The sequence below is a fragment of the Sphingobacterium micropteri genome, assembly GCF_014692515.1.
In the GTDB taxonomy this organism is placed as follows: domain Bacteria; phylum Bacteroidota; class Bacteroidia; order Sphingobacteriales; family Sphingobacteriaceae; genus Sphingobacterium; species Sphingobacterium micropteri.
Map to the genome: position 1 here is coordinate 223,911 of NZ_JACOIK010000009.1, position 25,474 is coordinate 249,384.

23 protein-coding genes are annotated in these 25,474 nt (G+C 41.0%); 3 read left to right on the forward strand and 20 right to left on the reverse strand.

All coding sequences use genetic code 11. The features are described from left to right. The first annotated feature begins 15 nt into the window (after window positions 1–15). On the forward strand, window positions 16–1,626 hold the full coding sequence (gene pckA / locus H8B06_RS14050) for a phosphoenolpyruvate carboxykinase (ATP) (RefSeq protein ID WP_223857683.1): 1,611 nt from the start codon (window positions 16–18) through the stop codon (window positions 1,624–1,626). Window positions 1,627–1,628: 2 nt separating this feature from the next. Here pckA and H8B06_RS14055 read toward each other — a convergent pair whose 3' ends face one another. From H8B06_RS14055 to H8B06_RS14130, 16 genes are all read right to left on the reverse strand, one after another. Next, window positions 1,629–2,093 carry an ABC transporter ATPase gene (locus H8B06_RS14055; RefSeq protein WP_190994900.1) on the reverse strand — a complete coding sequence of 155 codons (465 nt, stop codon included), beginning with the start codon at window positions 2,091–2,093 and terminating at the stop codon, window positions 1,629–1,631. A gap of 34 nt (window positions 2,094–2,127) precedes the next feature. Then, window positions 2,128–2,664: a DUF420 domain-containing protein gene (locus H8B06_RS14060; RefSeq protein WP_190994901.1), complete on the reverse strand. Its 537-nt coding sequence runs from the start codon at window positions 2,662–2,664 to the stop codon at window positions 2,128–2,130. Window positions 2,665–2,676: 12 nt separating this feature from the next. Beyond that, on the reverse strand, window positions 2,677–3,396 hold the full coding sequence (locus H8B06_RS14065; protein WP_190994902.1) for an SCO family protein: 720 nt from the start codon (window positions 3,394–3,396) through the stop codon (window positions 2,677–2,679). A 21-nt stretch (window positions 3,397–3,417) separates the two neighbouring features. Then, window positions 3,418–3,795: a cytochrome C oxidase subunit IV family protein gene (locus H8B06_RS14070; protein ID WP_130141599.1), complete on the reverse strand. Its 378-nt coding sequence runs from the start codon at window positions 3,793–3,795 to the stop codon at window positions 3,418–3,420. Between the two features lie 37 nt (window positions 3,796–3,832). Beyond that, a complete protein-coding gene (locus H8B06_RS14075) occupies window positions 3,833–4,570 on the reverse strand; it encodes a cytochrome c oxidase subunit 3 (protein WP_130141600.1) in 738 nt (245 codons plus the stop codon). 9 nt (window positions 4,571–4,579) lie between these two features. Next, window positions 4,580–5,167, reverse strand: a complete 588-nt coding sequence (locus tag H8B06_RS14080) for a cytochrome c oxidase subunit 3 (RefSeq protein ID WP_190994903.1) — start codon at window positions 5,165–5,167, stop codon at window positions 4,580–4,582. Further along, complete coding sequence (gene cyoE / locus H8B06_RS14085; RefSeq protein ID WP_190994904.1) at window positions 5,168–6,076, reverse strand: heme o synthase; 909 nt, start codon at window positions 6,074–6,076, stop codon at window positions 5,168–5,170. Window positions 6,077–6,148: 72 nt separating this feature from the next. Then, window positions 6,149–7,192: a COX15/CtaA family protein gene (locus H8B06_RS14090; RefSeq protein ID WP_190994905.1), complete on the reverse strand. Its 1,044-nt coding sequence runs from the start codon at window positions 7,190–7,192 to the stop codon at window positions 6,149–6,151. A gap of 32 nt (window positions 7,193–7,224) precedes the next feature. Beyond that, window positions 7,225–9,102, reverse strand: coding sequence for a cytochrome c oxidase subunit I (locus H8B06_RS14095; protein WP_190994906.1), 1,878 nt, complete (start codon window positions 9,100–9,102; stop codon window positions 7,225–7,227). 19 nt (window positions 9,103–9,121) lie between these two features. Continuing rightward, a complete protein-coding gene (locus H8B06_RS14100) occupies window positions 9,122–10,465 on the reverse strand; it encodes a cytochrome c oxidase subunit II (RefSeq protein ID WP_223857684.1) in 1,344 nt (447 codons plus the stop codon). A gap of 45 nt (window positions 10,466–10,510) precedes the next feature. Beyond that, complete coding sequence (locus H8B06_RS14105; protein WP_190994907.1) at window positions 10,511–11,746, reverse strand: quinol:cytochrome C oxidoreductase; 1,236 nt, start codon at window positions 11,744–11,746, stop codon at window positions 10,511–10,513. Window positions 11,747–11,765: 19 nt separating this feature from the next. Next, entirely contained in the window at window positions 11,766–12,395 is a 630-nt protein-coding gene (locus H8B06_RS14110; protein WP_317170921.1) for a c-type cytochrome, read from the reverse strand. Further along, window positions 12,388–12,924: a DUF3341 domain-containing protein gene (locus H8B06_RS14115; RefSeq protein ID WP_190994909.1), complete on the reverse strand. Its 537-nt coding sequence runs from the start codon at window positions 12,922–12,924 to the stop codon at window positions 12,388–12,390. Before H8B06_RS14115 ends, H8B06_RS14110 begins: the two co-directional genes overlap by 8 nt. Window positions 12,925–12,930: 6 nt before the next feature. Further along, the gene (gene nrfD, locus H8B06_RS14120) at window positions 12,931–14,415 is read right to left on the reverse strand and encodes an NrfD/PsrC family molybdoenzyme membrane anchor subunit (protein WP_190994910.1); all 1,485 of its coding nucleotides are present in this window, start codon (window positions 14,413–14,415) and stop codon (window positions 12,931–12,933) included. Window positions 14,416–14,443: 28 nt separating this feature from the next. After that, complete coding sequence (locus H8B06_RS14125) at window positions 14,444–17,458, reverse strand: TAT-variant-translocated molybdopterin oxidoreductase (RefSeq protein WP_190994911.1); 3,015 nt, start codon at window positions 17,456–17,458, stop codon at window positions 14,444–14,446. 39 nt (window positions 17,459–17,497) lie between these two features. Further along, the gene (locus H8B06_RS14130) at window positions 17,498–18,781 is read right to left on the reverse strand and encodes a cytochrome c3 family protein (RefSeq protein WP_190994912.1); all 1,284 of its coding nucleotides are present in this window, start codon (window positions 18,779–18,781) and stop codon (window positions 17,498–17,500) included. A gap of 401 nt (window positions 18,782–19,182) precedes the next feature. Here H8B06_RS14130 and H8B06_RS14135 point away from each other — a divergent pair, with 401 nt between their 5' ends. Then, complete coding sequence (locus H8B06_RS14135) at window positions 19,183–19,560, forward strand: methionine-R-sulfoxide reductase (protein ID WP_317170923.1); 378 nt, start codon at window positions 19,183–19,185, stop codon at window positions 19,558–19,560. 7 nt (window positions 19,561–19,567) lie between these two features. On the opposite strand, the gene H8B06_RS14140 is transcribed toward H8B06_RS14135, so the two are convergent. Beyond that, on the reverse strand, window positions 19,568–20,548 hold the full coding sequence (locus H8B06_RS14140) for a LacI family DNA-binding transcriptional regulator (RefSeq protein ID WP_190994914.1): 981 nt from the start codon (window positions 20,546–20,548) through the stop codon (window positions 19,568–19,570). A gap of 101 nt (window positions 20,549–20,649) precedes the next feature. On the opposite strand from H8B06_RS14140, the gene H8B06_RS14145 reads away from it, so the two are divergent. Further along, on the forward strand, window positions 20,650–20,982 hold the full coding sequence (locus H8B06_RS14145) for a DUF493 domain-containing protein (protein ID WP_190994915.1): 333 nt from the start codon (window positions 20,650–20,652) through the stop codon (window positions 20,980–20,982). Between the two features lie 69 nt (window positions 20,983–21,051). Here the strand turns inward: H8B06_RS14145 and pnp are convergent, their stop codons facing one another. From pnp to H8B06_RS14160, 3 genes are all read right to left on the reverse strand, one after another. Beyond that, complete coding sequence (gene pnp / locus H8B06_RS14150) at window positions 21,052–23,226, reverse strand: polyribonucleotide nucleotidyltransferase (RefSeq protein ID WP_190994916.1); 2,175 nt, start codon at window positions 23,224–23,226, stop codon at window positions 21,052–21,054. Window positions 23,227–23,735: 509 nt separating this feature from the next. After that, the gene (gene rpsO, locus H8B06_RS14155; protein ID WP_130141614.1) at window positions 23,736–24,017 is read right to left on the reverse strand and encodes a 30S ribosomal protein S15; all 282 of its coding nucleotides are present in this window, start codon (window positions 24,015–24,017) and stop codon (window positions 23,736–23,738) included. Between the two features lie 85 nt (window positions 24,018–24,102). Then, window positions 24,103–25,317: an acyltransferase family protein gene (locus tag H8B06_RS14160; RefSeq protein WP_190994917.1), complete on the reverse strand. Its 1,215-nt coding sequence runs from the start codon at window positions 25,315–25,317 to the stop codon at window positions 24,103–24,105. Window positions 25,318–25,474: the final 157 nt, after the last annotated feature.

A 25,474-nucleotide genomic window follows, 5' to 3' on the forward strand; every position in this document is an offset into this window, starting at 1 on the left:
ATGATTCTTATGGTTATGGAAACGAAACATCCGAACCCATTTCGCGCCGATTACTTCTTGGCTGCTGCTTCTTCAACAATCTATCTTAATCAAGATGCAAATACGTTAGTCCAACAGACGCTAGATCGCGGACAAGGGAAACTAAGCAACACCGGGGCGCTTTGCATCCAGACCGGAAAGTTTACGGGACGTTCTCCTAAAGACCGGTTTATCGTTCGCGATAAATTCACGGAAAATACCGTTGACTGGGGAGAAATCAATATTCCGATCGCCCCCGAAATCTTCGATAATCTGTTGGAGAAAATGGAAGCGTTTATTCAAGACAAAGAATTGTGGATACGCCATTGTTATGCCGGAGCAAATCCCTCCTACCGACTCCATGTTACGGTTATTAATACCACACCTTGGGCGAATCTGTTCTGTCATCATCTTTTCTTACGACCTGCTGTCGATGACCCTGAAAACGATCAACAAGAATGGACCATATTACAGGTACCGGAGTTCTTAGCGAATCCCGCAATTGACCAAACACGACAAGAAAATTTCACCATGATCAATTTCAGCAAAAAAATGATTTTGATAGGCGGCTCCGCCTATACCGGTGAAATGAAAAAAGGAATCTTTTCTGTCTTGAACTTCATACTGCCTCACCAATATAATGTACTTCCGATGCACTGTTCAGCAAATGAAGGAGAGCAGGGCGATGTTGCCCTATTCTTTGGATTAAGTGGTACAGGTAAGACGACACTATCCGCTGACGTTAACCGGAAGTTAATTGGCGACGATGAACACGGCTGGGCCGACGATAGCGTTTTTAATTTCGAAGGAGGTTGTTACGCCAAATGTATCGATCTACACCCGGACAAAGAACCTCAGATATATGCTGCCATAAAACATCCTACACTTCTGGAAAATGTAGGTTTTTTTTCAGGCACAAATAAAGTTGATTTTAGTGATGCTGGTATTACGGAAAATACGCGGGCAGCCTACCCCATTGATCATATTAAAAATGCAAAAGAATACGCTGTCGGAAAAATACCGAAGAATATCTTTTTCTTAACTTGTGACGCTTTTGGCGTGCTGCCCCCGATCGCTAAACTTACTAAGGTGCAGGCAATGTACCACTTCTTATCTGGATATACGGCCAAAGTGGCTGGAACAGAAGTCGGCGTCCGCGAACCGCAAAGTACCTTTTCCGCATGCTTCGGAAGAGTTTTTCTTCCGCTTCATCCGACAAGATACGCCGAATTGTTAGGGAAGAAATTAGATGCATATCCCGAAGTGAACGTTTGGCTAGTGAACACCGGCTGGACAGGAGGTGCCTATGGGATTGGAAAAAGAATCAGCCTACATCATACCCGTGCGATGGTACAAGCGGCTATTCAAGGACACCTTACGGATCAACCCTATACCCGCCACCCTCATTTTGGTATTCTAATGCCCAAAACATGCCCCGGTGTTCCGGTAGAAATACTTAACCCGCGGAATACTTGGAAAAATAAGGAAGCATACGATAAACAAGCTGAAACGTTGGCAAAGCTTTTTGTTCAGCATTCCGAACAATATCAGGCAGAGGCCAGTCAGGAAATACGAAATGCTTCACCTGGACTGATCCAGAAGGTTTGATTCTATAAAAATACTTTGGAGTGCCAACTTGCTTTCATTGGCACTTCCCATTTTGTCGCCAATTCTTCAGCAGAGGTTACCATATTATTAAAGACAACAACGGTATCGGAATTAACCTCGTCCTTCGCCAACAAGCTCCGAAAAACATTTTGTGGAACTACCTGAATAGGTTCGTTCGCCGCTCTTCGAAAGGCTATTTGTAAGCGATCAAATAACGATACCTCCAACGCTTGCTCTATTTTCTTTAAGAGATGAACCGACTTATCAATAGAACATCCTGTTACCATTGCCTTCTCTTCGTCTACCATTAGGACAATAAACAAGTCGTAACGAATCTCGAATGATCCCGCCAATTGGTTGCCATGGGCTGTCCATTGTGCTACAAATTCCTGTAAAACTTGCTCTATTTTACGAATCTCATCCTGTAGAAAAAAACGATTGCTTTGATAAATCCAAACTCTTTTCATTTTTTTAGTATTGTGAAGTTGTTATTTACAGCTCTCAACTATAATAAGGTGAAATCATCAAATAGACAATAACCCCCGTTACGGCCACATATAACCACATAGGGTAGGTAATACGCGCCAGCTTCTTATGCCGCTCATACGCGCCTGCAATACCGCGTACAAATGTAAACAATACAAACGGTATGATGATAATGGACAATAGAATATGGGATATCAATATAAAGAAATAAATATACCGGATTACCCCTTCACCACCGTAAGATGTAGATTCGGAGGTCATGTGGTAAGCGACATACATCAATAAGAAGGCAACAGAACAGCCCATACATACCTTGATAAGATTTTCGTGCAATTTCACATTGCCTCTTTTAATCGCCGATATCGCTACCACCAACAATACAGCGGTTATTCCATTGATCGTGGCATAAATTGGCGGTAGAAAGGTTAAGGGTTCTACATCATAACCCAATTTTCTTAAATTGACCCCAAATAGCACCGCTACTGCTAACGGAATAATGATGGAAAGCGTTACAATCCACTTTTTGTACTTCTTCTCTTCTGCTGTCATCATGCGAATGTATACTTATTGTTTTTCTACTTTCATTGGTCTGTTCCTGATCTCCTCTACCATCAGCAATTTTATCTCATCTTCCAAGCGATCTATCTCCCCCTTTAGACTTATATCGTAGAAACCACGAATACGGCCTTTGGAGTCCAGCAACACCAATTGGTTACTAATCAAAAAACGGGTTGAATCAGTCGGATCCGGCATCGCATCAATAAGCAATTGTTCCCGAGCGTAGCCAAAGATATCCACATTCGCATTATGGACAACATGCCAATGCTTCCCGGTCATGTTTTTATATCCATGCATAAAGGCGTTCACATCTGTTTGGGTATCTGTACTATCAACCGAAATAGAGAAAAAATTCACCTTAGAATTCTCTTGAAAACGCGTGGCTAACATATCCATGTGATCTAACATCAATCGTGAAAAAGCAGCGTCCCGAGTATAAAAAAGATGTGCTATGCTTATACAAGTATCTGGTGCGGGAAACGCCACATTTGCTCCTGCTCCATCATTAAAGCCAATATGGGATACCGTATGAAAAATCGTATCCGGGTACTCCCTGCCCCAGTTACGTTTCATTTCGCCACTCAGCTTCTTCTCTCCAAAAACGGGTAGCGAAGCATATTCATTAAAGCCAAATCTATTAACGGCTATATATAAAAATCCTGGCACCAGTAAGATTAATGCCAGGATAATTATCTTTGATTTACCTCTTTGAGTATGCTTACTCATTTAAAGCCTCCTCGTTACAACTTAATTATTGGGAAATAATGGATGTGATTGTAAATGATATAATAAATAATCACCTTCGATTAACATCAATACAATAAAGTATACAATAAAGATGAAACCGATACTCACACAGACAATAAAACCCGATTTCTCAAACTTCAGGTGCATGAAATAGGCAATGATGTAAAAAGCTTTTACCAACGTCAATGCAATATAAATTACATTAACGAATATCCCTTTTTGGAGGATACCCCAGTGGTGAACAAAACCTAAAGCGATCAAAAACTCTAGGGCGGTCAACGCTAAAAGGATAAAGAAAACTCTCCAAATTCCTTTTTTATCCATACCACCATGATCATGGTGGTCATGTGTTGTTGCTATATTTTCGTGATTAGACATTTCTGTTATATAGTAATGTGATAAATTCCGTAACCAATTAAATCAAATAGAAGAACGTAAATACGAATACCCATACTAAGTCTACAAAGTGCCAATAAAGACCTACCTTTTCAACCATTAAGTATGTACCTCTTCTTTCGAATGTATTATTGAGCGTCATGCTCAAAATGATAATATTCAATAAGATTCCGATCGATACGTGAAATCCGTGAAAACCTGTTATCGTGAAGAACAGATTAGAGAACTGTAAAGCAGCAGTATAGGATATATCCTTTGTAAAATAAGGCGCCAACGCTTGTGCTACAGCATCACCTTCCAAACCTGTTGCCGGGTTTCTTCCAAACCAAAAACCTTGATGATGTAAGTGTGTCCACTCGATAGCCTGACAGCCAACAAAAGCTAAACCACCCAAAATCGTCCACAGCATCCATTTTACGACCTCATCTTTCCTGTTCCGATGACCTGCATCAACAGCCAATACCATGGTTACAGATGACATAATCAAAATAAAGGTCATGATACCGACGAACACCAAAGGTTGTCCAGACTCGGCAATACCTGGAATAGATTGGAAAACCTTATCTGCGTCAATCCACGTAGGCTGCGCAAATTTTTGCGCGCCATAGTAAATCAGAAATGCAGAAAACGTAAAGGCATCCGATACCAAGAAAAACCACATCATGATTTTTCCATACTCCAAGTTCCAAGGCGACTTACCACCACTCCAAGGGCCGTCTTTTACCTTATCCAATTGCGATACAGTTGTTGTACTCATTGTTTACTATTATTGATTCAAAAGTAAGAAAACATAAATATAAATCCACAAAAGATCGAGAAAATGCCAAAAAATAGTGGCTAAATTCATGCGGAATTGGTTGTCCGGAAATGGGATAGGCTTCATAGCTCCCCATAAACATCTTACCAACACGATCAAACCCGCAATAATATGTGCTAAATGCATCCCCGTAAACACATAGATAAACGATTGTGATGCATTATTATTTATAAAAGTAATATCCCGACTCACCAATACTGACCAAGCATCCACCTGCAAGACAAAAAACACAACCCCCAATACAATGGTCAGCAATAAAAATAACTTTTGTTTACCTAATTGCTCCAGCTTCGTCGCGCGATAACCTAAATGCAGTGTCAAACTGCTGAATACGATCACGATCGTACTATATATAAAAGTATTAGGCAAAATAGTCTTTATTCCTTTATCAACTCCACCAGCTGTATACACGATGAATCCGCTGGACAACGCCGCAAACATCATAAACATACCAATCATTCCCAGCCAAAGGTTAAACTTTTTAGCCTTCCTTGATTGCATCAATTCTTCCGTTGTATAATCGTCCGTATGCTCCATCTATTTCAAAGGAATAAAATCAAATAACAAAACCAATTGCGTTAGTGGCAAATAAATGAATGATGTGAACATCACTTTCTTTGCCGTGGCATCGGTCATTTCTTTTATGTGCTTAAAACCATAATAAGCAAACAACAAACCGCCCACCAGCGACACCACCGTAAATACCCAACCACCGAAACCGTAATATAGGGGCAGTACACCTACCGGAACCATTAATACGGCCGAAATAAAAATCATCCAAGCTGAGATTGTATCTTTTTTTGTTGTCGGTAATAGCCTAAACCCCGCTCGCTTATAATCCTCATCAGCAACCCAGGCAATCGCCCAAAAATGTGGAAATTGCCAAAAAAACTGAATCAAAAACAATACCCACGGCGTGATTACAATAGCCGCTTCACTAACTGCTGCGTATTCAAAACCAAAGCCCGCAGACTTAAAAGCGGCATAATACCCAATCAGGGGCGGCAATGCGCCTGGAAACGCACCTACAAACACCGCTATTGGCGATTTTTGCTTTAATGGCGTGTATACAAACGCATACAGGATGATCGCAAAAACCGAGAGTAAGCCGGCTAAAAAATTAAGCCTGACCAGCAACAAGGTACCGAAAATCCCCATAAACAAGCTTAATACCAATGCTTGTCCAGTAGTCATCCTACCCGCCGGCAGCGGTCGATCTTCCGTCCTCTTCATCAGCTTATCGAGGTCGCGCTCGATAATTTCATTAAAACCGTTTGCAGAACCGGTTATCAGAAATCCACCAATTGTCAAAATCAACCAGTTTATCCAAATAATATCGTCCTGTTGTCTGGCTCCAATCAAAAACGAAATAGAAGCTGAAAAAACAACGGTTAGGGTCAACCTAAGCTTAACTAATTTATTGAAATCAGAAATGAACTGCTTCATGAAAATCTTTATCCTCTTCTAAAAATGAACAAGTATGCGTTAAAACCACAAATGTCTGCAACTTTGCTCATACTATCGTTTTAATTTTGTCATTAATAGCATCAAATAGTACAAGGCGCCAAAAAACAAGCTAGCGATAACCAAATGTGTAGTTTGTGCAACCGCCGGCACATTAAAACGAGCTAGAATAATTCCGGACATCATCTGAATGCCAATTAAAATTAGTACAGCCCAAGCGTATTTACTTTGCAATGTCAATGAACTAAACTTATTTTTCACAAGAAAGAACAATACCACTGTTGTCCCTAATGATACATAAGCCAATATACGATGTATATCATAAGACGATCCTAACCGGGAAATCCATTCCTGACGAGAAACGCCTTCATCGTTTAAATGATCTATAGCTTCCCTAACTCCTGTTCCATACACCACCTGTACCACCGTTAATACCAATAGAAATATAGCTATCCCCTTCAACAGATCAAAACGATGATTAATGAGGATACTTTTATTTCGCATCGTTGTGGCCAGGTAAAATGTATATATACTAATGGCCACAATAACCAATGCTAAAAGCATGTGCACGGTAATAATCCAAGGCATCAAATTCGTCGAAACAACGATAGATCCAAGCCAAGCCTGAATAATTACTACAAAAAGATTCAGAACGCTCCACCAAACAATAGATGGCTTACTTTTCCAATACGTAAACGAGAACAGGGCAGAAAACAACAAACAAAAACCCACTATAACACCAGCCAAACGGTTAATGTACTCTGTCCAGGTTTTTGCGGCATTAAATTCTTCGTGCTGCAGAATGGACTCATCGTGGCGTATTTTATCCGCCATTTCCGGATAGCCAAAGAACTCCACGATTCTTGCAAAACGTTGATTCTTTTTAGCCCTTCCTTCAATATAATGTTCCTCATATCCCGCGGGAAGTTGTGAAACATCTGTCGGCGGGATTATGCGGTTAAAGCATTTGGGCCAATCGGGACATCCCATTCCTGATCCTGTACTTCTGACGATTCCACCTGCTGTGATAACAAGGAACAGAACAAAGATCGTAATCCTGTTTGTTCTAATGAATCGCTTTTCCGTACCGGGATACATAACACACCTCTTCTCTCTACTTCTACGTGATTTTATCCTTCGATTATTTCTCTATTATTCTCCTTGTTCCATTCATTCTGAATGCGGATAGCCTCTTCGTTGCCTTCAAAATCATGCGGCAAGTTCGAGCTCATCGTTTCAGAGAACGGTACGGTCTGCGGGATGAAATCCGTATCATGACCCGGTTTACTATAATCGTAAGGCCAACGATAGACCGTAGGAATTTCACCCGGCCAGTTTCCGTGTATATGTTCTACTGGTGTAGTCCATTCCAATGTATTGGAATTCCATGGGTTTTGTGTCGCTTTCTTGCCTTTCCAAATAGAAGCAAAGAAATTCCATAAGAAAGCTACTTGTGCAAGACCCGCAATAATAGCAGCCCAAGTAATTAGTAAGTTTACGGAAATCCACTTATCCATGAACGGGAATGCCGTAAATGTATAATAACGACGAGGTACACCATCGATACCCATAAAGTGCATCGGGAAGAACACCAAATACGCGCCGATAAATGTTAACCAAAAGTGAAGATATCCCAATTTTGTATCCATCATACGTCCAAACATTTTTGGATACCAATGATAGACACCAGCCAACATACCGAAAATAGATGCCGATCCCATCACTAAGTGGAAGTGGGCTACCACAAAATATGTATCATGCAGGTTAATGTCCAAGGCAGCGTTACCCAAATACAAACCTGTAAGACCACCCGACACAAAGAATGAAACCATACCGATAGCGAACATCATCGCCGGTGTGAAACGTATATTACCTCTCCATAGTGTAGCTATATAGTTAAATGCTTTCACTGCAGACGGTACAGCAATAATCAACGTCGTAATCATGAATACGCCTCCTAAGAACGGATTCATACCGGTCACAAACATGTGGTGCCCCCAAACGATAAATGACAACACGGTAATACCAACCAAAGAGTACACCATCGCATGGTATCCAAAGATTGGTTTGCGGGAGTTTGTAGATATAATTTCAGAAGTTAAACCTAATGCCGGCATAACTACGATATATACCTCTGGGTGACCTAAGAACCAGAACAAGTGCTGGAATAAAATAGGTGATCCACCTTCGTTTGGTAAAATTTCACCTTGAACCACTAAATCGGAAAGGTAGAACGATGTGCCTACCGAACGGTCAAAGAATAGAAGCACAACAGCTGAAACCAATACGGGGAATGACAACAAACCAACGATAGCTGTTAGGAAGAATGCCCATATTGTTAATGGCATTTTCCAAAGGTCCATCCCTTTTGTACGCATATTCAATACGGTACTGATATAGTTTACGCCACCCAATACCTGAGAAGCGATAAACAAGGTCATACTAATCAACCACAATGTCATCCCCAAACCAGACCCCGGAATGGAAGTCGGCACGGACGATAATGGAGGATAAATAGTCCACCCGGCAGAAGCAGGTCCGCTTTCAACGAAGAAAGACGCTACCATGATAACACACGCCGTAAAGAAGAACCAATAAGACAACATATTCATTAAAGGTGACGCCATATCACGTGCACCCAATTGATATGGAATCAATAAGTTACTGAAGGTACCTGACAAACCAGCTGTCAATACAAAGAATACCATCATGGTACCGTGAATAGTCACCAACGATAGGAAAAATTCGGGTTTGATTCGTCCACCTTCGGCCCATTTACCTAAGAAGACTTCTAAAATCGGGAAATCTGTATCCGGCCAAGCTAATTGGATACGGAATAAGATGGAAAGCAACATAGCGAAGACTGCCATCACAATACCTGTGATCAAAAATTGCTTCGCAATCATCTTGTGATCCTGACTGAAGATATACTTCGTCAAAAAGGTCTCTTGATGATGATCATGTGCGTCATGATGCGCTGCGCCGTGCGATATAACTGTACTTGACATATTCGTTTTATAAATTTCTTTAGTTTAATGAAGCTGTAGTGAATTCTTTCGAATCTCCCGAATCTACCGCGGCAAATTCTTTCTGCAAATCTTCAGTAAAATACTTATTCTGCGTACTCAACCATTCTTTATATTCTTCCTCCGTAACTACAACAACTTTTTTCTGCATATTGTAGTGACCCGATCCACAAATCTTGTTACAAAGCATTACAAAATCGTACTTCGGATCGTTCATTTTCTCACGCATATCTTCCGTAGTCATTGTTGGCGTAAACTGGAAGTAGTTGGTCATTCCCGGTACTGCATTTATCTGTACACGGAAGTCAGGAATATAGAACGAGTGAATAATATCTTTTGAAATAATATGGAAACGCACAGATTTATTTACCGGAATAACAATGTCTGATGCCTGGATATCATCCCACGCATGCTTATCATTAAAATCGATACCATAGGAGTTCATCGGTGTCGTCATTTTATAGTTACGTTTCCCGATTACCCCATCAGCTCCTGGATAACGAATTTGCCATTGGAACTGCTCGCCCAAAACTTCCACCTGAATAGCAGATTTCTGCAAATCCTCCGGAACATTGGTAATAGATCTCCAAGTAAAGAAACCGAACAATACCAAAACCGTCAGTACAACAGCTGGTACAATTGTCCAAATTTTCTCTATCGTATCGTTATGTGGATAATAGTACGCTTTTGTTCCTTTACGCATTCTATAGATATACGGGAACGTCAATAGTAAAATATGTACCAGTACCAATACAATGGTGATGATCACCGTCGTAATGATAAACATGGTATCTATACGTTCACCGTGTTCCGTAACTGCCGAACGCCAAGCCCAATCTCCCCAAACTGCATACCCATAGTATACAAAGCCTAAAAAAGCAACTAGGAATATAACCAATAGAACCGACTGAAACGTGTTGTTCGCAAAAGGATTGTATTTGCCATTCATTTTACGAGTAAGCTCATAAATAGCCAATACCTTACCAACAACCGCCACAACTGTACAAACAATTAAAAATAAAAGAATGTAGTAAGTCATGTTTTTATAAACCTGTGGGTCTATCTGAGACCCCTCATCAACTACCGTAGAAGATGATGATGACGATGATGAGGTCGTTGTTGTTGCGGTCGCAGCCTCACCATCCGCCGCCGTCGTATCCGCTACCACTCCTGTTGCAGCGGTATCAGCCTCCCCCTCATCAACCGTATCAGCAGTGGCTGAAACAGCGGTATCTTGGGCTAATGAATCTTGCTGAAACGCAAAACTTGGTGTAGAGAACAACAATCCTACGGCTAGTAAGCATCCCAACACGGCTCTGAATCTGTTATTAATTTTAAATTTCATTTCTTATTAAAACGTTTAAACGTATTCTTATGCAATGATTAGAAACTATATTTGATGATGTAAACTCTCCTCCAAAAACGGATGATTCTTAGGAGCCAACGCATGTTTGCTCAACTTACTCATCACGAGGAATGTGAATAATCCGACAAAACCTATAGCTGTTCCAATCTCGATAAATCCAAATCCACGATGACTTTCAACGGTACCTGGCATAATCATAATATAATAATCTAACCAGTGTCCACATAATAATAAGATAGCGGTGAACAGCAGTGCGTTTGAACTCCGTATCCGACTTCTATCTACCAAAAGCAACAGCGGAGCTAAAAAGTTGATCACAATATTCAACCAAAACCAAGGTTTATATTCAGGCTCCCATCTTTTGTAGAAATATACGGTTTCTTCCGGAATATTAGCATACCAAATTAACATAAACTGGGCAAACCACACGTAAGTCCAAAAGATCGAGAAACCGAACAATAATTTACCCAAATCATGCAAATGATTTTCGTTTACCCATGACAAATATCCAGCTTTCTTCACCAACACCAAAATGATAATAATAGTAGCCAGTCCACTAACCCACATAGCGGCGAAGTTATACCATCCGAACATGGTCGAGAACCAGTGTGCTTCTAATGACATCACGGTATCAAAAGACCATATTGGTGTCGTAAAACCAAAAATAACCAAGAAAATAGCAGATAATTTAAAACTCTTTTTATAAGAATTCAATCCACCCTCTAAATCCTCTTGATAAGACAATTTCGCTAAAATAAAGGCAAATATACTATATGATCCCATGAACAAAATTTGACGAATCAAAAATCCAGGAACATTCAAAAATGCTTGTTTGCCCGCGACCAAAGCGTCATAGTTCGGACTATTTTCATCCATTAAGCCATCCGCATGCCAATGGTGATATAAATTATGAGTGAATAAGCCTAAACCTACGATAACAAACAAGATAAACGCCGCTATAGGCAATACGCTAGCCATGGCCTGCGGTATACGGATTAAACCCGCTGACCAACCTGATTGCGTGACAAATTGCAATGCTAAGAAAAATGCACCCGCGGCACATACGCAAGTGAAATAATAACCCATCAATAATAGGTTAGCGTATGTACGTTCAACCATAATATGGTCACTTGATAGAAGGCCGAAAGCGATAGCTACCACCCCTACAGCAATTCCAACCAAGCTGAGTATCTTAGCGATACCAGCGAATTGAAATTTTTCGCCGAAATTATAATCGTGATGATGATTGTGAGTTCCCATTTACTATATTGATGTTAGATTATTTTTTTTGTAATTCCTGTACGTACATGACAACCTGCCAACGTTCCTCCGGTGACAACTGTGAAGCATGCGAGCCCATCGAGTTGTGCCCATAATAAATCGTATGGTATATTTTACCTACCGAAAGTTCGCTCATTGCTCCACCACGTGATGAATTTGCGCCATCAGATTTCTGATAGGATGGTGGAGGAGGAAAATTCTCTAAGGCACGGGTGCCACGTGAATCCGTTACAGAACGATCTTTCGTAATAGGACCATCTCCCTTACCGTCTTTACCGTGACATACTGCACAGTACGTATGATATAAAGCATCTCCTTTCGCCAAGTTTGCCTCTGTAACAGCCAACGGATTAGTCAGTTCCCTGCCCGCACGTTCGTATTCCTCTAATGAGTTGTCAAATTCAAACCGCTCAAAACCAATCGGCGTCGTGTTCTCCGGTGGAAGTTGCGCCGTCATTTTATTCTTAAAATTATTATTTGGCTGATCCGGATTGTAAGCAATCGGATCATACATATTTCTGGAGAATTCCCATCCTGTACTACGCGTCTTTCCATCGCCACAGCTGGAAACTACCGCCGCCAAAGCAAATGCGGCGCATACAGATCCAAGAAAATTCTTCTTATTCATAGCTAACATATTTTCTTTCATTGTATTTAACTTCAACCGCACCAGCATCTTTTAACAAGGACTCGATTAGCGCGTGGTCTGTGTTTTCACGAGCATCTATTGCAATAATAAAACGATCATCTGAGGCTCTCAGATCCATTACGCGCGGTGCGCGGCCCGGAAATAAATGGTTGCGGAAAAAGAACGTTGCTACCATGCCCAACGCACAGAGCAAAATAGTTACCTCAAACGTAACCGGCACAAAGTTTGGTAATGGTAGTGATGGCTTTCCCCCAATATTCATCGGCCAGTCATGTGCCATAGTATAATACAACAAGCTAAAACCTAAACAAGTTCCTAATGCGCCAAAACAAAAAGCAGCAATAGGTAAGCGAGACGGCCTCACACCTAGTTTAGCCTCGATTCCGTGAATAGGCATCGGCGTAAAACAATCATATATGCCGATATTGTTTGCCTGCAACTTGTCGATACCGTGCATCATTTCATCGGGATCGGCAAAACTACCTAATATATATTTTGTATTGCTCATTGCTTATTATTTTCTAACGTCTAATGCCTTAATATCTTCTTCTGAAACCGTATCATATTTTTCTAATGAGTTCTGGAAGAATTTCACTTGTTCATCTGGGAATACTCCTTCTTGCGCCAATTTTGTCTTCTGCTGTAAACTTGCAGATTTCAATAATAATTTAACTTCTGCAATTGCGATACCAGGCAAGAAGCGTAAGAACAATAAGAATAGTGTGAAGAACAAGCCAATTGAACCTACGAATATACCTACGTCAACCCATGTCGGATAGAACATTGCCCAAGAAGATGGCAGGTAATCACGGTGTAAAGAAGTTACGATAATCACAAAACGCTCAAACCACATCCCGATGTTCACTACGATAGACAAGACCCACGAGATAGGAATACTCGTACGAATCTTCTTAAACCAGAACAACTGCGGAGAGATTACGTTGCAGGTCATCATCGCCCAATAAGCCCAAGCGTAAGGACCGGCAATACGGTTTGCAAAAGCATACATCTCATATTCTGAACCTGAATACCAAGCGATAAACAACTCCGTTAAATAAGCGATACCCACAATAGAACCGGTTACCATAATAATCTTGTTCATCGACTCGATGTGGAACATCGTAATGTAATTCTCAAAGTTCATCACCTTACGGAGAATTAACAAGAGTGTTTGTACCATCGCAAAACCGGAGAAAATCGCCCCTGCAACGAAATACGGCGGGAAGATGGTCGTGTGCCACCCCGGAATCACCGAAGTCGCAAAGTCCATAGATACAATCGTGTGCACGGAAAGTACGAGTGGCGTAGAGATACCCGCAAGAATCAAAGAAACGATTTCAAAACGTTGCCAAGTCTTAACCGAGCCATTCCATCCGAAAGACAAAACTTTATATATCTTTTGTTTAAGTCCCGTTGCGCGGTCACGAACCGATGCAATATCTGGTAAAAGTCCACAATACCAAAACACCAAAGACACCGTGAAATAGGTGGAAATCGCAAATGCATCCCATACCAATGGTGAATTGAAATTTACCCATAAGGATCCAAATTGGTTCGGTAATGGAAAAATCCAGTATGCTAACCATGGACGTCCCATGTGTGCAACAACATACGTAGCTGCACAGATAACGGCGAATATCGTCATCGCCTCTGCTGAACGGTTAATGGAGTTACGCCAATTCTGACGGAAAAGTAACAATACGGCTGAAATCAACGTTCCGGCGTGACCGATACCTACCCACCATACAAAGTCGGTGATATCCCATGCCCAACCTACCGTTTTATTCAGTCCCCAAGCGCCGATTCCCGTCCAAAAGGTATATCCGACACTCACTACCCACAACATGGCTCCTAGAGCGGCTACAATAAAACCGATCCACCAAGCTTTGTTTGGTTTATTTTCAACCGGAAGCAAGATATCATCTGTCACTTTAGCATAAGTGATATCCTTGCCGGTTACTAATGGTTCTCTTAATATTGATTCGTTATGCGATGACATAGTTGTTTTATTTCAGATTAGAATAAAATTATGCTTCAAAGGTGTTTCTAACTTTCGTCATATACCCGATGTTAGGTTGAACGTTGATTTCTTCCAACACATAGTACACGCGTTCGTTACGTAAAGCTTTTGAAACCTCTGATTCCGGATCATTAACATCACCAAAGATGATAGCATTTGCCGAACAAGCCTCTTGACAAGCCATTTTCACATCGCCGTCTCTCAACTTGCGATTTTCCATCTTCGCCTGTAGTTTACCGCCTTGAATACGTTGGATACACATAGAACATTTTTCCATAACCCCACGCGAACGTGTTGTTACATCCGGATTCAACACTAACTGTGTAAACTCGCTATTCAAATAGTTATCAAAACGGGAATCATTCCAGTAATTAAACCAATTGAAACGGCGTACTTTATACGGACAGTTATTTGCACAGTAACGTGTACCGAAACAACGGTTGTAAGCCATGTGGTTAAGTCCTTCTGAAGAGTGTACTGTCGCCAATACCGGACATACCGTCTCACAAGGAGCATGATCACAGTGTTGACACAACATCGGCTGGTGAACGACCGTAACGTTCTCGTAATCGTAATCTGTAGCTTTCGCTATTTCTTTTTCTTTCGTTAATTTCGAACCGTCTTCTTGTTCTAGCGTATAATAGCGATCGATACGCAACCAGTGCATCTCACGACGACGGCGAACCTCGTCTCTACCAACAACAGGAACATTGTTTTCCACACTACAAGCGACGATACAAGAACCACATCCTGTACATGCGTTCAGATCGATTGCCATCACCCATTTGTGACCAGGTGATTCAAATTTATTCCACAAGTCATACGTTTTATGCGAATCTGCAAAACGTCCTGACTCCGAGTTTGGATCTTTCAAATATTTAGCAAATGTCGTTTCGCGGACAATGTTACGACCTTCGATAGTATGGTGTGTTTGCGTTTGTGCTAACTCATAGGTACCACCTGCTTTCGCAACCGTAGCTTTTGCTTCAAACTGAACAGTACCATTAACCAAACGTGCGAATGGATAGGCGTTCTGTCCTACGTTGTTACCGGCTTTACCTACTTTTGTACGGCCATAACCAACAGCGATAGAAACCGTACCTAAAGCCTGCCCCGGTTGCCACACAACAGGTAGCTCTACCGTGTAGCCATTTGCTTCCACAGTTACCTTACCATTTTCGCCCAAACCTAGCTTTTCTGCATCACGAGGGTTCAATGCCGCATAGTTGTCCCAAGTTACCTTAGAAACAGGATCAGGTAACTCTTGCAAGAACGCATTGTTTGCATAGCGACCATCACGCATGACAGTTGATTCATACAACTTCAGTTCGAAATCACCAACGACAGCTTTAGAAGCTGCACCAATAGCAGTTACTACTGCATTGACATCCACATTAGCCGTATAGGAAGATCCTACCGACGAACCTTTGTAAATAAAGCCCGTTTGTAAAACATCATTCCATGATTTACCTGTGCCTGCAAGGATATTTTCTTCCCAATTTTTTCTTACGAAATCATAGATATTGGTATTGTCACCTGCCCAGACCAACAAGCTCTGTTCTGCTTGACGCGTATTGAAGACAGGGTTGATTGTTGGTTGTATAATCGTAAAATACCCTTCTTTCGAAGAAGCATCTCCCCATGATTCTAAGAAGCTAGAGGCTGGGGCGATGGCTTTCAATGTAGATGCCGTTTCGTCTGCACGGTCAGCAAAAGAAAGCGTGAAATCTATTTTTGCAAGTGCATTGGTTACATCTTCCGCTTTGAAGTAATCATATACAGGATTACTGTTTAAGAAAAGAGCCGCACCTATTTGTCCCGCTGCAGCTGCAGATATAAACTGTTGAAATGCAGCATCCGAACCTTGATATTGCTTCGAGTAATTATCTAAGTCGATGATAGCACCATAAGCTCCTAGCGCACTATTGATGGCATTCGTTAGAAGCTGAATATTTACGTCATTAGAACCTGCAACTACAACAGCATTACCTCTATTATTCGTCAGCTCTTTCGCTGCTAAGGCAATCGCAGTCTGTGCTTTTTTATTAGAAACACCACCAGCTATAGACTGCCCAGTAATCGCATTGTATAAAGAAACCAACACCGCGCCTTCCTCTGAAGGTTTAATAGCAATACGCACATCCGCATTAGAACCGGTCATGCTCAATCCGGATTCAAATTGGATATGACGTGACATCTTACCGTTTTTCAACGATTTATAGTCACGATTCTGAATATAATCTTGTGTATGTTCTTCACCTGCCAACCAAGAGCCTAAAAAGTCAGCAGCCACCGAAACCACAACATTTGCATTTGCTAAATGGTAAGAAGGTATAACAGCTTTTCCAAAGCTTGTTCTATTGGCCTCTATTATACCGCTGTACGACACCGCATCAACCTGTACATGCGCTGCTGTTGGATATTTAGCTACAAACGCTGCAATGGCAGCCAATGCCGATGGACTATTTACTGTATTCGATACAATCGCAATTTGCTTTCCTGCTGCTGCAGCCTTATTTAACGCATCTATTACCGTTGCATCTAAGGTAGACCAATCTACATCCTTACCATCCAATTGTGGGTTTTGTAATTTGGACATATCGTACAAATCCAAAACAACAGCGGCAGTAGTTGCGTCTGTACCTTGGTTTAATCCAATAGAATTTGGATTTGCGGCAAGAGAAATCGGACGCCCTTCACGGGTTCTCACCAATACACTCTGACCATTAAAAGAAGAAGCGTAATAATTCGGTATACCCGGTGTTACTTCCTCTGGTTTGATTACATATGGTACTGCTTTATGAACAGGTGTACGATTACACGCTGCCAAGGTCACAGCCCCTAAACCGAATCCCAAAGCTTTCAAAAAGTCACGACGGGGTGTTCTCGTGCTTAAGCCTGCTTCATTTAATACATCTTCTACAGGAATAGGTTCAGCAAACTCACCTTTATTACTTTCCATGAAAGCAGGTGTTTGTTGCAATTCTTCCAAACCTTTCCAATATTTTTTATTGCTATCCATTTAAGCTGTATATAAGATTGCGTATTTCTAAATTAATTATTAATAGTGACACTTACCACACTCCAAACCACCGATCATCGCAGCAGTCATCTTCTCACCTTTCTTCAATTTTTCGTGTGCCTCGATCAATTGGTCGTAGTATTCATTGTTCGTATTCACCTCTGTCGTTTTGTGACAGTCTACACACCATTTCATCGTTAAAGGAGAATACTGATAAACTTCTTCCATAGTCTCTATTGGTCCGTGACATGTTTGACACTCTACTCCAGCCACAGAAACGTGTTGCGAGTGGTTAAAGTAGGCAAAGTCTGGCAAGTTATGGATCCGCACCCATTCAATAGGTTTCGGATTATTTCCGTACTCACGTGTAGCCGGATCATAATCTAATGCTTTATATATCTTCGCAATTTCCGGAGATGTTTCACCATCATAGTGGTCTGCAGCAGTAACCGTGTTATGACAGTTCATACATACGTTAGCCGAAGGAATAGATGCATTTTTCGATTTAAACGCTCCTCCGTGACAATACTGACACTCAATCTGGTTAACACCCGCATGGATCTGATGCGAAAACTTAATAGGCTGTACAGGCTGATATCCTGTGTGAACACCTACATTCCACATGGTATTCCATCCCCAAACACCTAAAAATGCCACCAACATCAACACCGCGAAACCAACTAATTTCTTATTGCGAACAAAAGCTCTGGCAAATTTACCAAAACGATCCTCCTTATATTCTTCGTTCTCCGCTTGTGCAGCTTCAATCGCAGCCTGGTTACCAGCAATCACCTTCTCTAAGGTACGGATTACGCGATTTAAGACAACAATGACAATGACAGCCAAAACAACAATAGCGAGCAAACCAAGAATCATCAATGTATTCGCGTCGCTTGATTGCGCCCCGGCAGCACCGCCAGCCGCGCCTTCAGCCGGCCCAGCAGCAGCTTTAGCTTCTTCTGCATCTACATAAGCAATGATACTTTTGATTTGGTCATCAGACAAATCCGTAAAAGATGTCATTACCAATTTATTCCAATCATTGAAAAGCTGAACTGCGGCCTCATCGCCAGAAGCAATCATTGCCTGCGAATTGTGAATCCAAGAGATCAACCACTCTTCCGAATGTCTTTCTGACATCCCCGCCAACGCAGGACCTACCATGTTCCTCGTCACACTGTGACAAGTTGTACATTTCGATTTGAAAAGGGTCTCTCCCTCTTTAACATCCTGCGCATGCGCCATTGTAACGGCAAAAAACAGTACCAGACCAACCGATACCGACTTTGCAAGTCTTCCCAAAACGGATGAGATATTTCTCATATTTAGCACTTTATACTATTTATTTGTGATATAAAACTTTTTAAAACATGTTGTCTAGATGGTCTAGACCCTTCAAACAATGCACAAAAGTATAACTATTTAAGCAATCAGTGACAATTTAATGACGCAAATTATCAATTTAAAACAATTCTAAATAATTCTAAAAAACCCTATAAATACGGCATATCTACCCCCTCAAAAACACATGGTACAGAAGCTTCCTTCTTAAAAAAAGTAACAATTCTTGACATATACCAAACAAAATTATACGGAAAGTTCGCGAACTTAGAGTTATGTTTAACTACCGGGTACTTTTACTGTTATTAGCTGCTAGCCTATATGCTTGCAGCCAGACATCTGTATCGCAAACAGATAGTAAACAAACATCAACACTTATGACTATGGATGATAGCACAAAATACAACAAACTGACTTCGGAAGAGGAATACATTATTGTACATAAAGGTACAGAAAGGCCTTTTACCGGGGAGCTACTTAACAATAAGGAAGAGGGAACATATATCTGTAAAAGATGCGAAGCACCTTTATATCATTCACACGACAAATTCGAATCGCATTGTGGATGGCCAAGTTTTGACGACGAAATCCCGGGAGCAGTAAAACGAGTGCTCGACGCGGATGGACGGCGTGTGGAAATTCTTTGTGCTAAATGTGATGCTCATCTTGGGCACGTATTTGAGGGGGAAAGGTTTACACCAAAAAACACACGGCATTGCGTCAATTCACTATCTATGAAATTCGTACCTACCAAGAAGTAACGGGTTTCTATTTTTTCAGTTGACAAGGAATTATTATCCGAGACACTTCTTGTAGTCTCCCTTCCATCTCGCCCACTAAAATCTCGGTAAGTTTTTTAGCCAGCTGTGCCGCATCTTGCTCCACAACCGAAATCTCAGCGACACCATACTCGAGCAAAACACGATTGCCAACCGCTACTATTTTCGGCATCACTATATCCTTTTCCTTTATTCCCCTTAATCCCTTAACAGCTAAAGAATGGGTCGCAAACAATACTGCATCCAGTTTATTATCAACGATAAACTCGATCACTTGTTCCTTTATCTCATCCGGCGAGCTTTCCACACTCACCTTCTTAATAAAAGATTGCATCCGAAATTCATCCATAGCATCCATATAACCATCCAGCCGCCCTCGTATATGCGTCTGATTAGAATATAAACTGACCAACCCTATCCGTTTACTTTCCTGCTCCAGCAAGTATTTAGTTGCATCATAAGCCCCTTTCCGGTTATCCGAAACCACATAACTGATTTCAATCTCGGGTATAAATCGATCGAACAAGACTATCGGAATACGCTGCTTCGTCCTCATGATTGTTTCTTCAAAATCTTCCGGCGGGATAACAATCAATCCATCAACTTCCTTTTCTATACATAATTGAATATGTTGTGTAGCCTTATTTAAATCGTTAGCTGTGTCGCAATAAAGAACTTGATATCCGTATTCAGCAGCTATATCTTCTATATATCTGCCCGTTTCTGAAAAAGACGGGTCTGCGACATTGTCGACCAATAAGGCAATGACTTTTGTCCGGCCCGCTGGCTTTCTGACTAATTGGCTTGGTTTATATCCCACCTTTTTCACGTAATCCAATACCCTTTTATTCACGGCATCACTAATTCTTCTCTCCTTCGCTTTGCCGTTCAAGATAAAAGATACCGTGGTAATGGAAGTCCCCATCGCTTTTGCTATATCACTAATCGAAATTTGCTTTTTTCTTGCCATGACGCAGGCTAAGCTAATAAAATGTTTTCTTTTTCTGCAATGAAGGAAGAAACAAAAGCTGGTACACTTCTTGACAATAGTAGTTCAAAGGAGAAAAATTAATGAGTGAATTTAATAATGATATTCGTATCCAGGATCTTCCGGATGATGGAAACAACAATTCAGCAGACTTCTACGATAATTTTCGCGTAAAGTTAAATTCCGTTGAACAGTTTCCTTCGATGTATACATTTAAATTTATCGTCAAAGCTGGAAGCGATGCACAAGAAGAAGTGAAACAGCTGTTTACACATGATAGCACTAAGTTTTCAGAAAAAGCATCGTCTGGCGGGAAATATACATCCATCACCGTGGAAACGTTCGTAAACAATGCAGAAGATGTCATTGATTATTACAAGAACGTTTCAAAGATAGAATCGGTCATCATGCTTTAAAAGAAGCCATAAAGAGAAACGGCTGTCAAATTGACAGCCGTTTCTCTTTATTATAATTAGACAACAGCCTTACGCCTGCGGTCCGTTCTTTGTTTCCGTCTCGGTTTTGGGTTTCTCTTCCCGTGGTGGGCGAGGTAGCAATACTTTACGAGATAGCTTTAATTTACCTTGTTTATCAATATCCAACAATTTAACCTTTACGACATCTCCCTCTTTCAACACCCCGTCCATGCTCTCCAGACGTCTCCATTCTATTTCAGATATATGTAACAAGCCATCCTTACCCGGCATAATTTCCACAAAAGCGCCAAAAGGCATAATCGACTTCACTTTACCTTCGTAGATTTCGCCCACTTCCGGTTTTGCTACAATAGCTTTAATACGTGAAACAGCAGCATCGATAGCGGCTTTGTTATCCGCAAATACCTGTACGATTCCTTTTCCGTCGACTTCCTCAATAGAAATAGTAGAACCTGTTTCACGCTGCATCTCCTGAATAATTTTTCCACCAGGTCCGATGATCGCTCCGATAAATTCTTTATCGATACTGAAGGAAACAATACGAGGCGCATGCGGTTTATAGTCTTCGCGAGGTGCATCAAGCGTTTTCTTCATCTCACCCAAAATGTGCAGTCGTGCTTCTTTGGCCTGATCCAAAGCTTGCGTCAATACTTCCCACTTCAATCCGTTAATCTTCAGATCCATTTGACAAGCCACAATACCGTTTTCTGTCCCAGTCACCTTAAAATCCATATCACCTAGATGATCTTCGTCGCCTAAAATATCGGAAAGGATAGCATACTTACCTGTTTTCTCATCTGTGATAAGCCCCATCGCAATTCCCGAAACCGGTGCTTTCAATTTTACACCTGCATCCATTAGTGCCAACGTACCGGCACATACGGTAGCCATAGAAGATGAACCATTGGATTCTAAAATATCAGAAACCACACGGATCGTATAAGGATTTTCGTTCTCCGCAGGTAACACCTGCTTCAACGAGCGCATAGCTAAGTTACCATGCCCTACTTCACGACGACCTGGCCCACGGTTTGGACGTACCTCACCCGTAGAAAATGCAGGGAAATTATAGTGTAAAATAAATTTATTGTATCCATGAATGAAGGCACCATCAATCATCTGCTCATCATCTTTTGCACCTAATGTCACCGATGTTAATGATTGCGTCTCTCCACGCGTGAAAACAGCTGAGCCGTGTGCTGCAGGTAGATAATCCACTTCAGACCAAATCGGACGAACAGTACGCGCATCACGACCATCCAAACGAATTCCTTCATCCAACACAAGATTACGAACAGCATCATACTGCACGTCATGGTAATATTTCTTTGCCAAGAATGCCGTTTCATCGTCAATATCCTCGCCCATTGTCGCAAAAAACTCCTCTCCTATTGCTGCAAATTGTTCCGTACGCTCGTGTTTCGTAGAACCGGATTTCGCTATCGCATATACCTTATCATAGGTCGCTGCAAAAATCGCATCACGTAAATCCAGATTCGAAGGTTCGTGATTACCTTCACGTTTTACAACTGCACCAACCAAATTTGCCAACTCCACTTGAGCCGCCACCTGCTTCTTTATTGCCTCGTGAGCAAAAGCAATTGCTTCAACCATTTCCGCTTCAGAAATTTCTTTAGCCTCTCCCTCTACCATGACAATATCTTGTGCAGAACCCGCCACGATGTATTCCAATGTCGCATTTTCTAAAGCCGACAAACGAGGGTTAATAACCAATTCACCATTAACTTTCGCAACACGAACCTCTGAAATAGGACCGTTGAAAGGAATATCGGAAACCGCTATTGCCGCCGATGCCGCCAAACCAGCCAACGCATCTGGCATGATATCTTTATCGGCAGAAATCAAGGAAATCATCACTTGTGTATCTGCATGATATGTCTCAGGGAATAGCGGACGTAATGCTCTATCGACCAAACGCGAAATCAAAACTTCATAATCCGACAACCTTGCCTCCCGGCGAAGGAAACCGCCCGGTATACGACCGGCTGCTGCATATTTCTCTTGATAATCAACAGAAAGTGGAAGAAAATCCACCCCTTCTTTTGGTTCTTTTGCAGATACCACCGTCGCTAATAACATGGTATCCCCTTGTTTCAACACTACTGAACCATCAGCTTGTTTCGCCAATTTACCAGTAGACAACTCGATCGGAGCCAATCCATTGCCCAAGTCGATCGTTACTTTTTTTTCGTTATAACTCATTTGTAATTCCATTCGACATACGGGTTCATCTTTTTTATTATTCTTTCGTATGTCACCTTATTTATAGACTTTTAAAATTCCTACAAATGTAATAATTTTTTTCATCTTCTTTTTCTGTTGAAAAAACGAACTATTTCATACAACTTTTTTTAGAAAAAAGTTGTGCAAAAAATCGTCCTTCGAATCTTTGAGGAGAAGGGATAGTACTAAGGATAAATCTCTAAATGTCTCAAAAATTCGGATGGACTTCAGAGGTTAATGAAGGGATGTGCGATTGTAGTGTCCCTCCTTTAACTCTTAGATGCCACATGTAAAATTTTGAAATATGTAGAACTATCGTAGATGCACAATCCACCCCATCAAAATTTTAAAGTGGCGATTTTTTTTGTTTACTTTTTTTGAGGTAAAAAAAGTAAAAGCCCTGCCGCGGCTTGAGCGGCAAGAAAGCTATATAATAAAAAAGCCGTTTACAATCGCAAACGGCCCTTTCTTGTTGATCAACTAAAAGCTTATTTTTTGATAATATCACGTAAGCCTAGTCCTTTGATAATCGCACGGTAACGCTCGATATCTTTTTTGTACAGGTAAGCTAATAATGAACGACGTTTACCTACCAAAATCTGTAGGGCACGTTGTGTGTTAAAATCTTTTCTGTTTTTTTTCAAATGCTCCGTTAAATGAGCAATTCTTTTAGTGAATAAAGCCACTTGTCCTTCTGTAGAACCTGTGTTGGTTGCTGAACCTGCAAATTCTGCGAAGATATCAGCTTTGTATTCTTTACTTAAATACATCTCTTGAATAATATTAAAGCGTTAAAAAATTATTAATTGAGCGCAAAGATAGAAATTAAAAAATGAAAATTAAAAATTTTAAGCTTTACACTTTAATATATATCTTTTTCTTATCCAATACATAACAAATCCCCCACATTACACCTAAAAAACAAAGGGAATAAACAAACGAGCCTAATTCCGGCGGCCCCGGAATTTTTGCACACATATATTTATAAAACCAAGACAAAGCCGTTACATACTGTGGCACACCATCAGAAGAAACGCCATCCGAGATCCGGAATAATCCCAAGAACCGAGGCAACAAGCCGCTAAGCACAAAAATAAACAGCGGGTTTTTACCGAAAACATCAAAAAACTTTGTTGTGCTGTTTTTTATATGCTGTATTTCCAGAAACCAAATCATCGCACCTAGCGAAAGGATACCCAACCCTGTCGTATAAAGTACATAAGAACTTGTCCATATTTTCTTATTGATCGGAAACCCAAGTGACCACGCCCAACCCAACACCAACATGATGAATCCGGTCACCAACAATCCGGATAGCAGTTTAAAATGAGGTTCGCTTGTGGCAGGCACCTTTGCCCATAACCAATCAACTTGTCCCTGCTTCCGAATAAACATCCCTATCAAATAACCAAATATCACTTGCACGATTGCGGGTATGGTGCTCATCAGACCTTCGGGATCAAAAGGCACACCCTCTCCTTTATACATATGTGCAACACCCAATACTAATTTGTCGATAGCGGTTCCGAACCACCCTTCCAATGAATAGGGATCTCCCTCTCCTAAAAATGCGCAAAGCCCCCAATAACCTAATAATAGTATAGTCGAGATATAAATTAAACTTCTGGGCTTAGAGAAATAAACTAAAATAGAAGCAAAAAAATAGGAGACCGCAATACGTTGCAAAACACCGAAGATACGGACACCACGCTCCACATTATCCAGATCCACCCATTCCCGGAACTGCAAATCATCCCCTACCCACTGTACAAATGGCCACCAGTTCAGAAACAAACCTATGGCAAAAATCAACAAGGTTCTTTTAATTACTTTCCTCCAAAACACCGGTTGTCCCGCATCTTGCAGCTTAGGTATCACAAACGCCATCGCATTTCCAACAGCAAACAAAAAGAACGGAAACACCAGATCTGTTGGCGTACAACCATGCCAGACTGCATGCTTTAAAGGTGTAAACATATACGCCCAAGTGCCTGGATTGTTAACCAAAATCATTAACGCCACGGTTGCTCCTCTAAATACGTCTAAGGAATAATAACGTTGCTTTGTCATCAACATTTAGATTTTATATAAAAACGAAGCTATAAAATTAAGTAAATATCCCCTTCTACGACCACAACTTTGTTACAATAGCACAAATGTTTATATAAAAAAACATATGTAAAGCCATACTTTTAAAAAATTTTAAAAAGTATTTGGAAGTTAATAA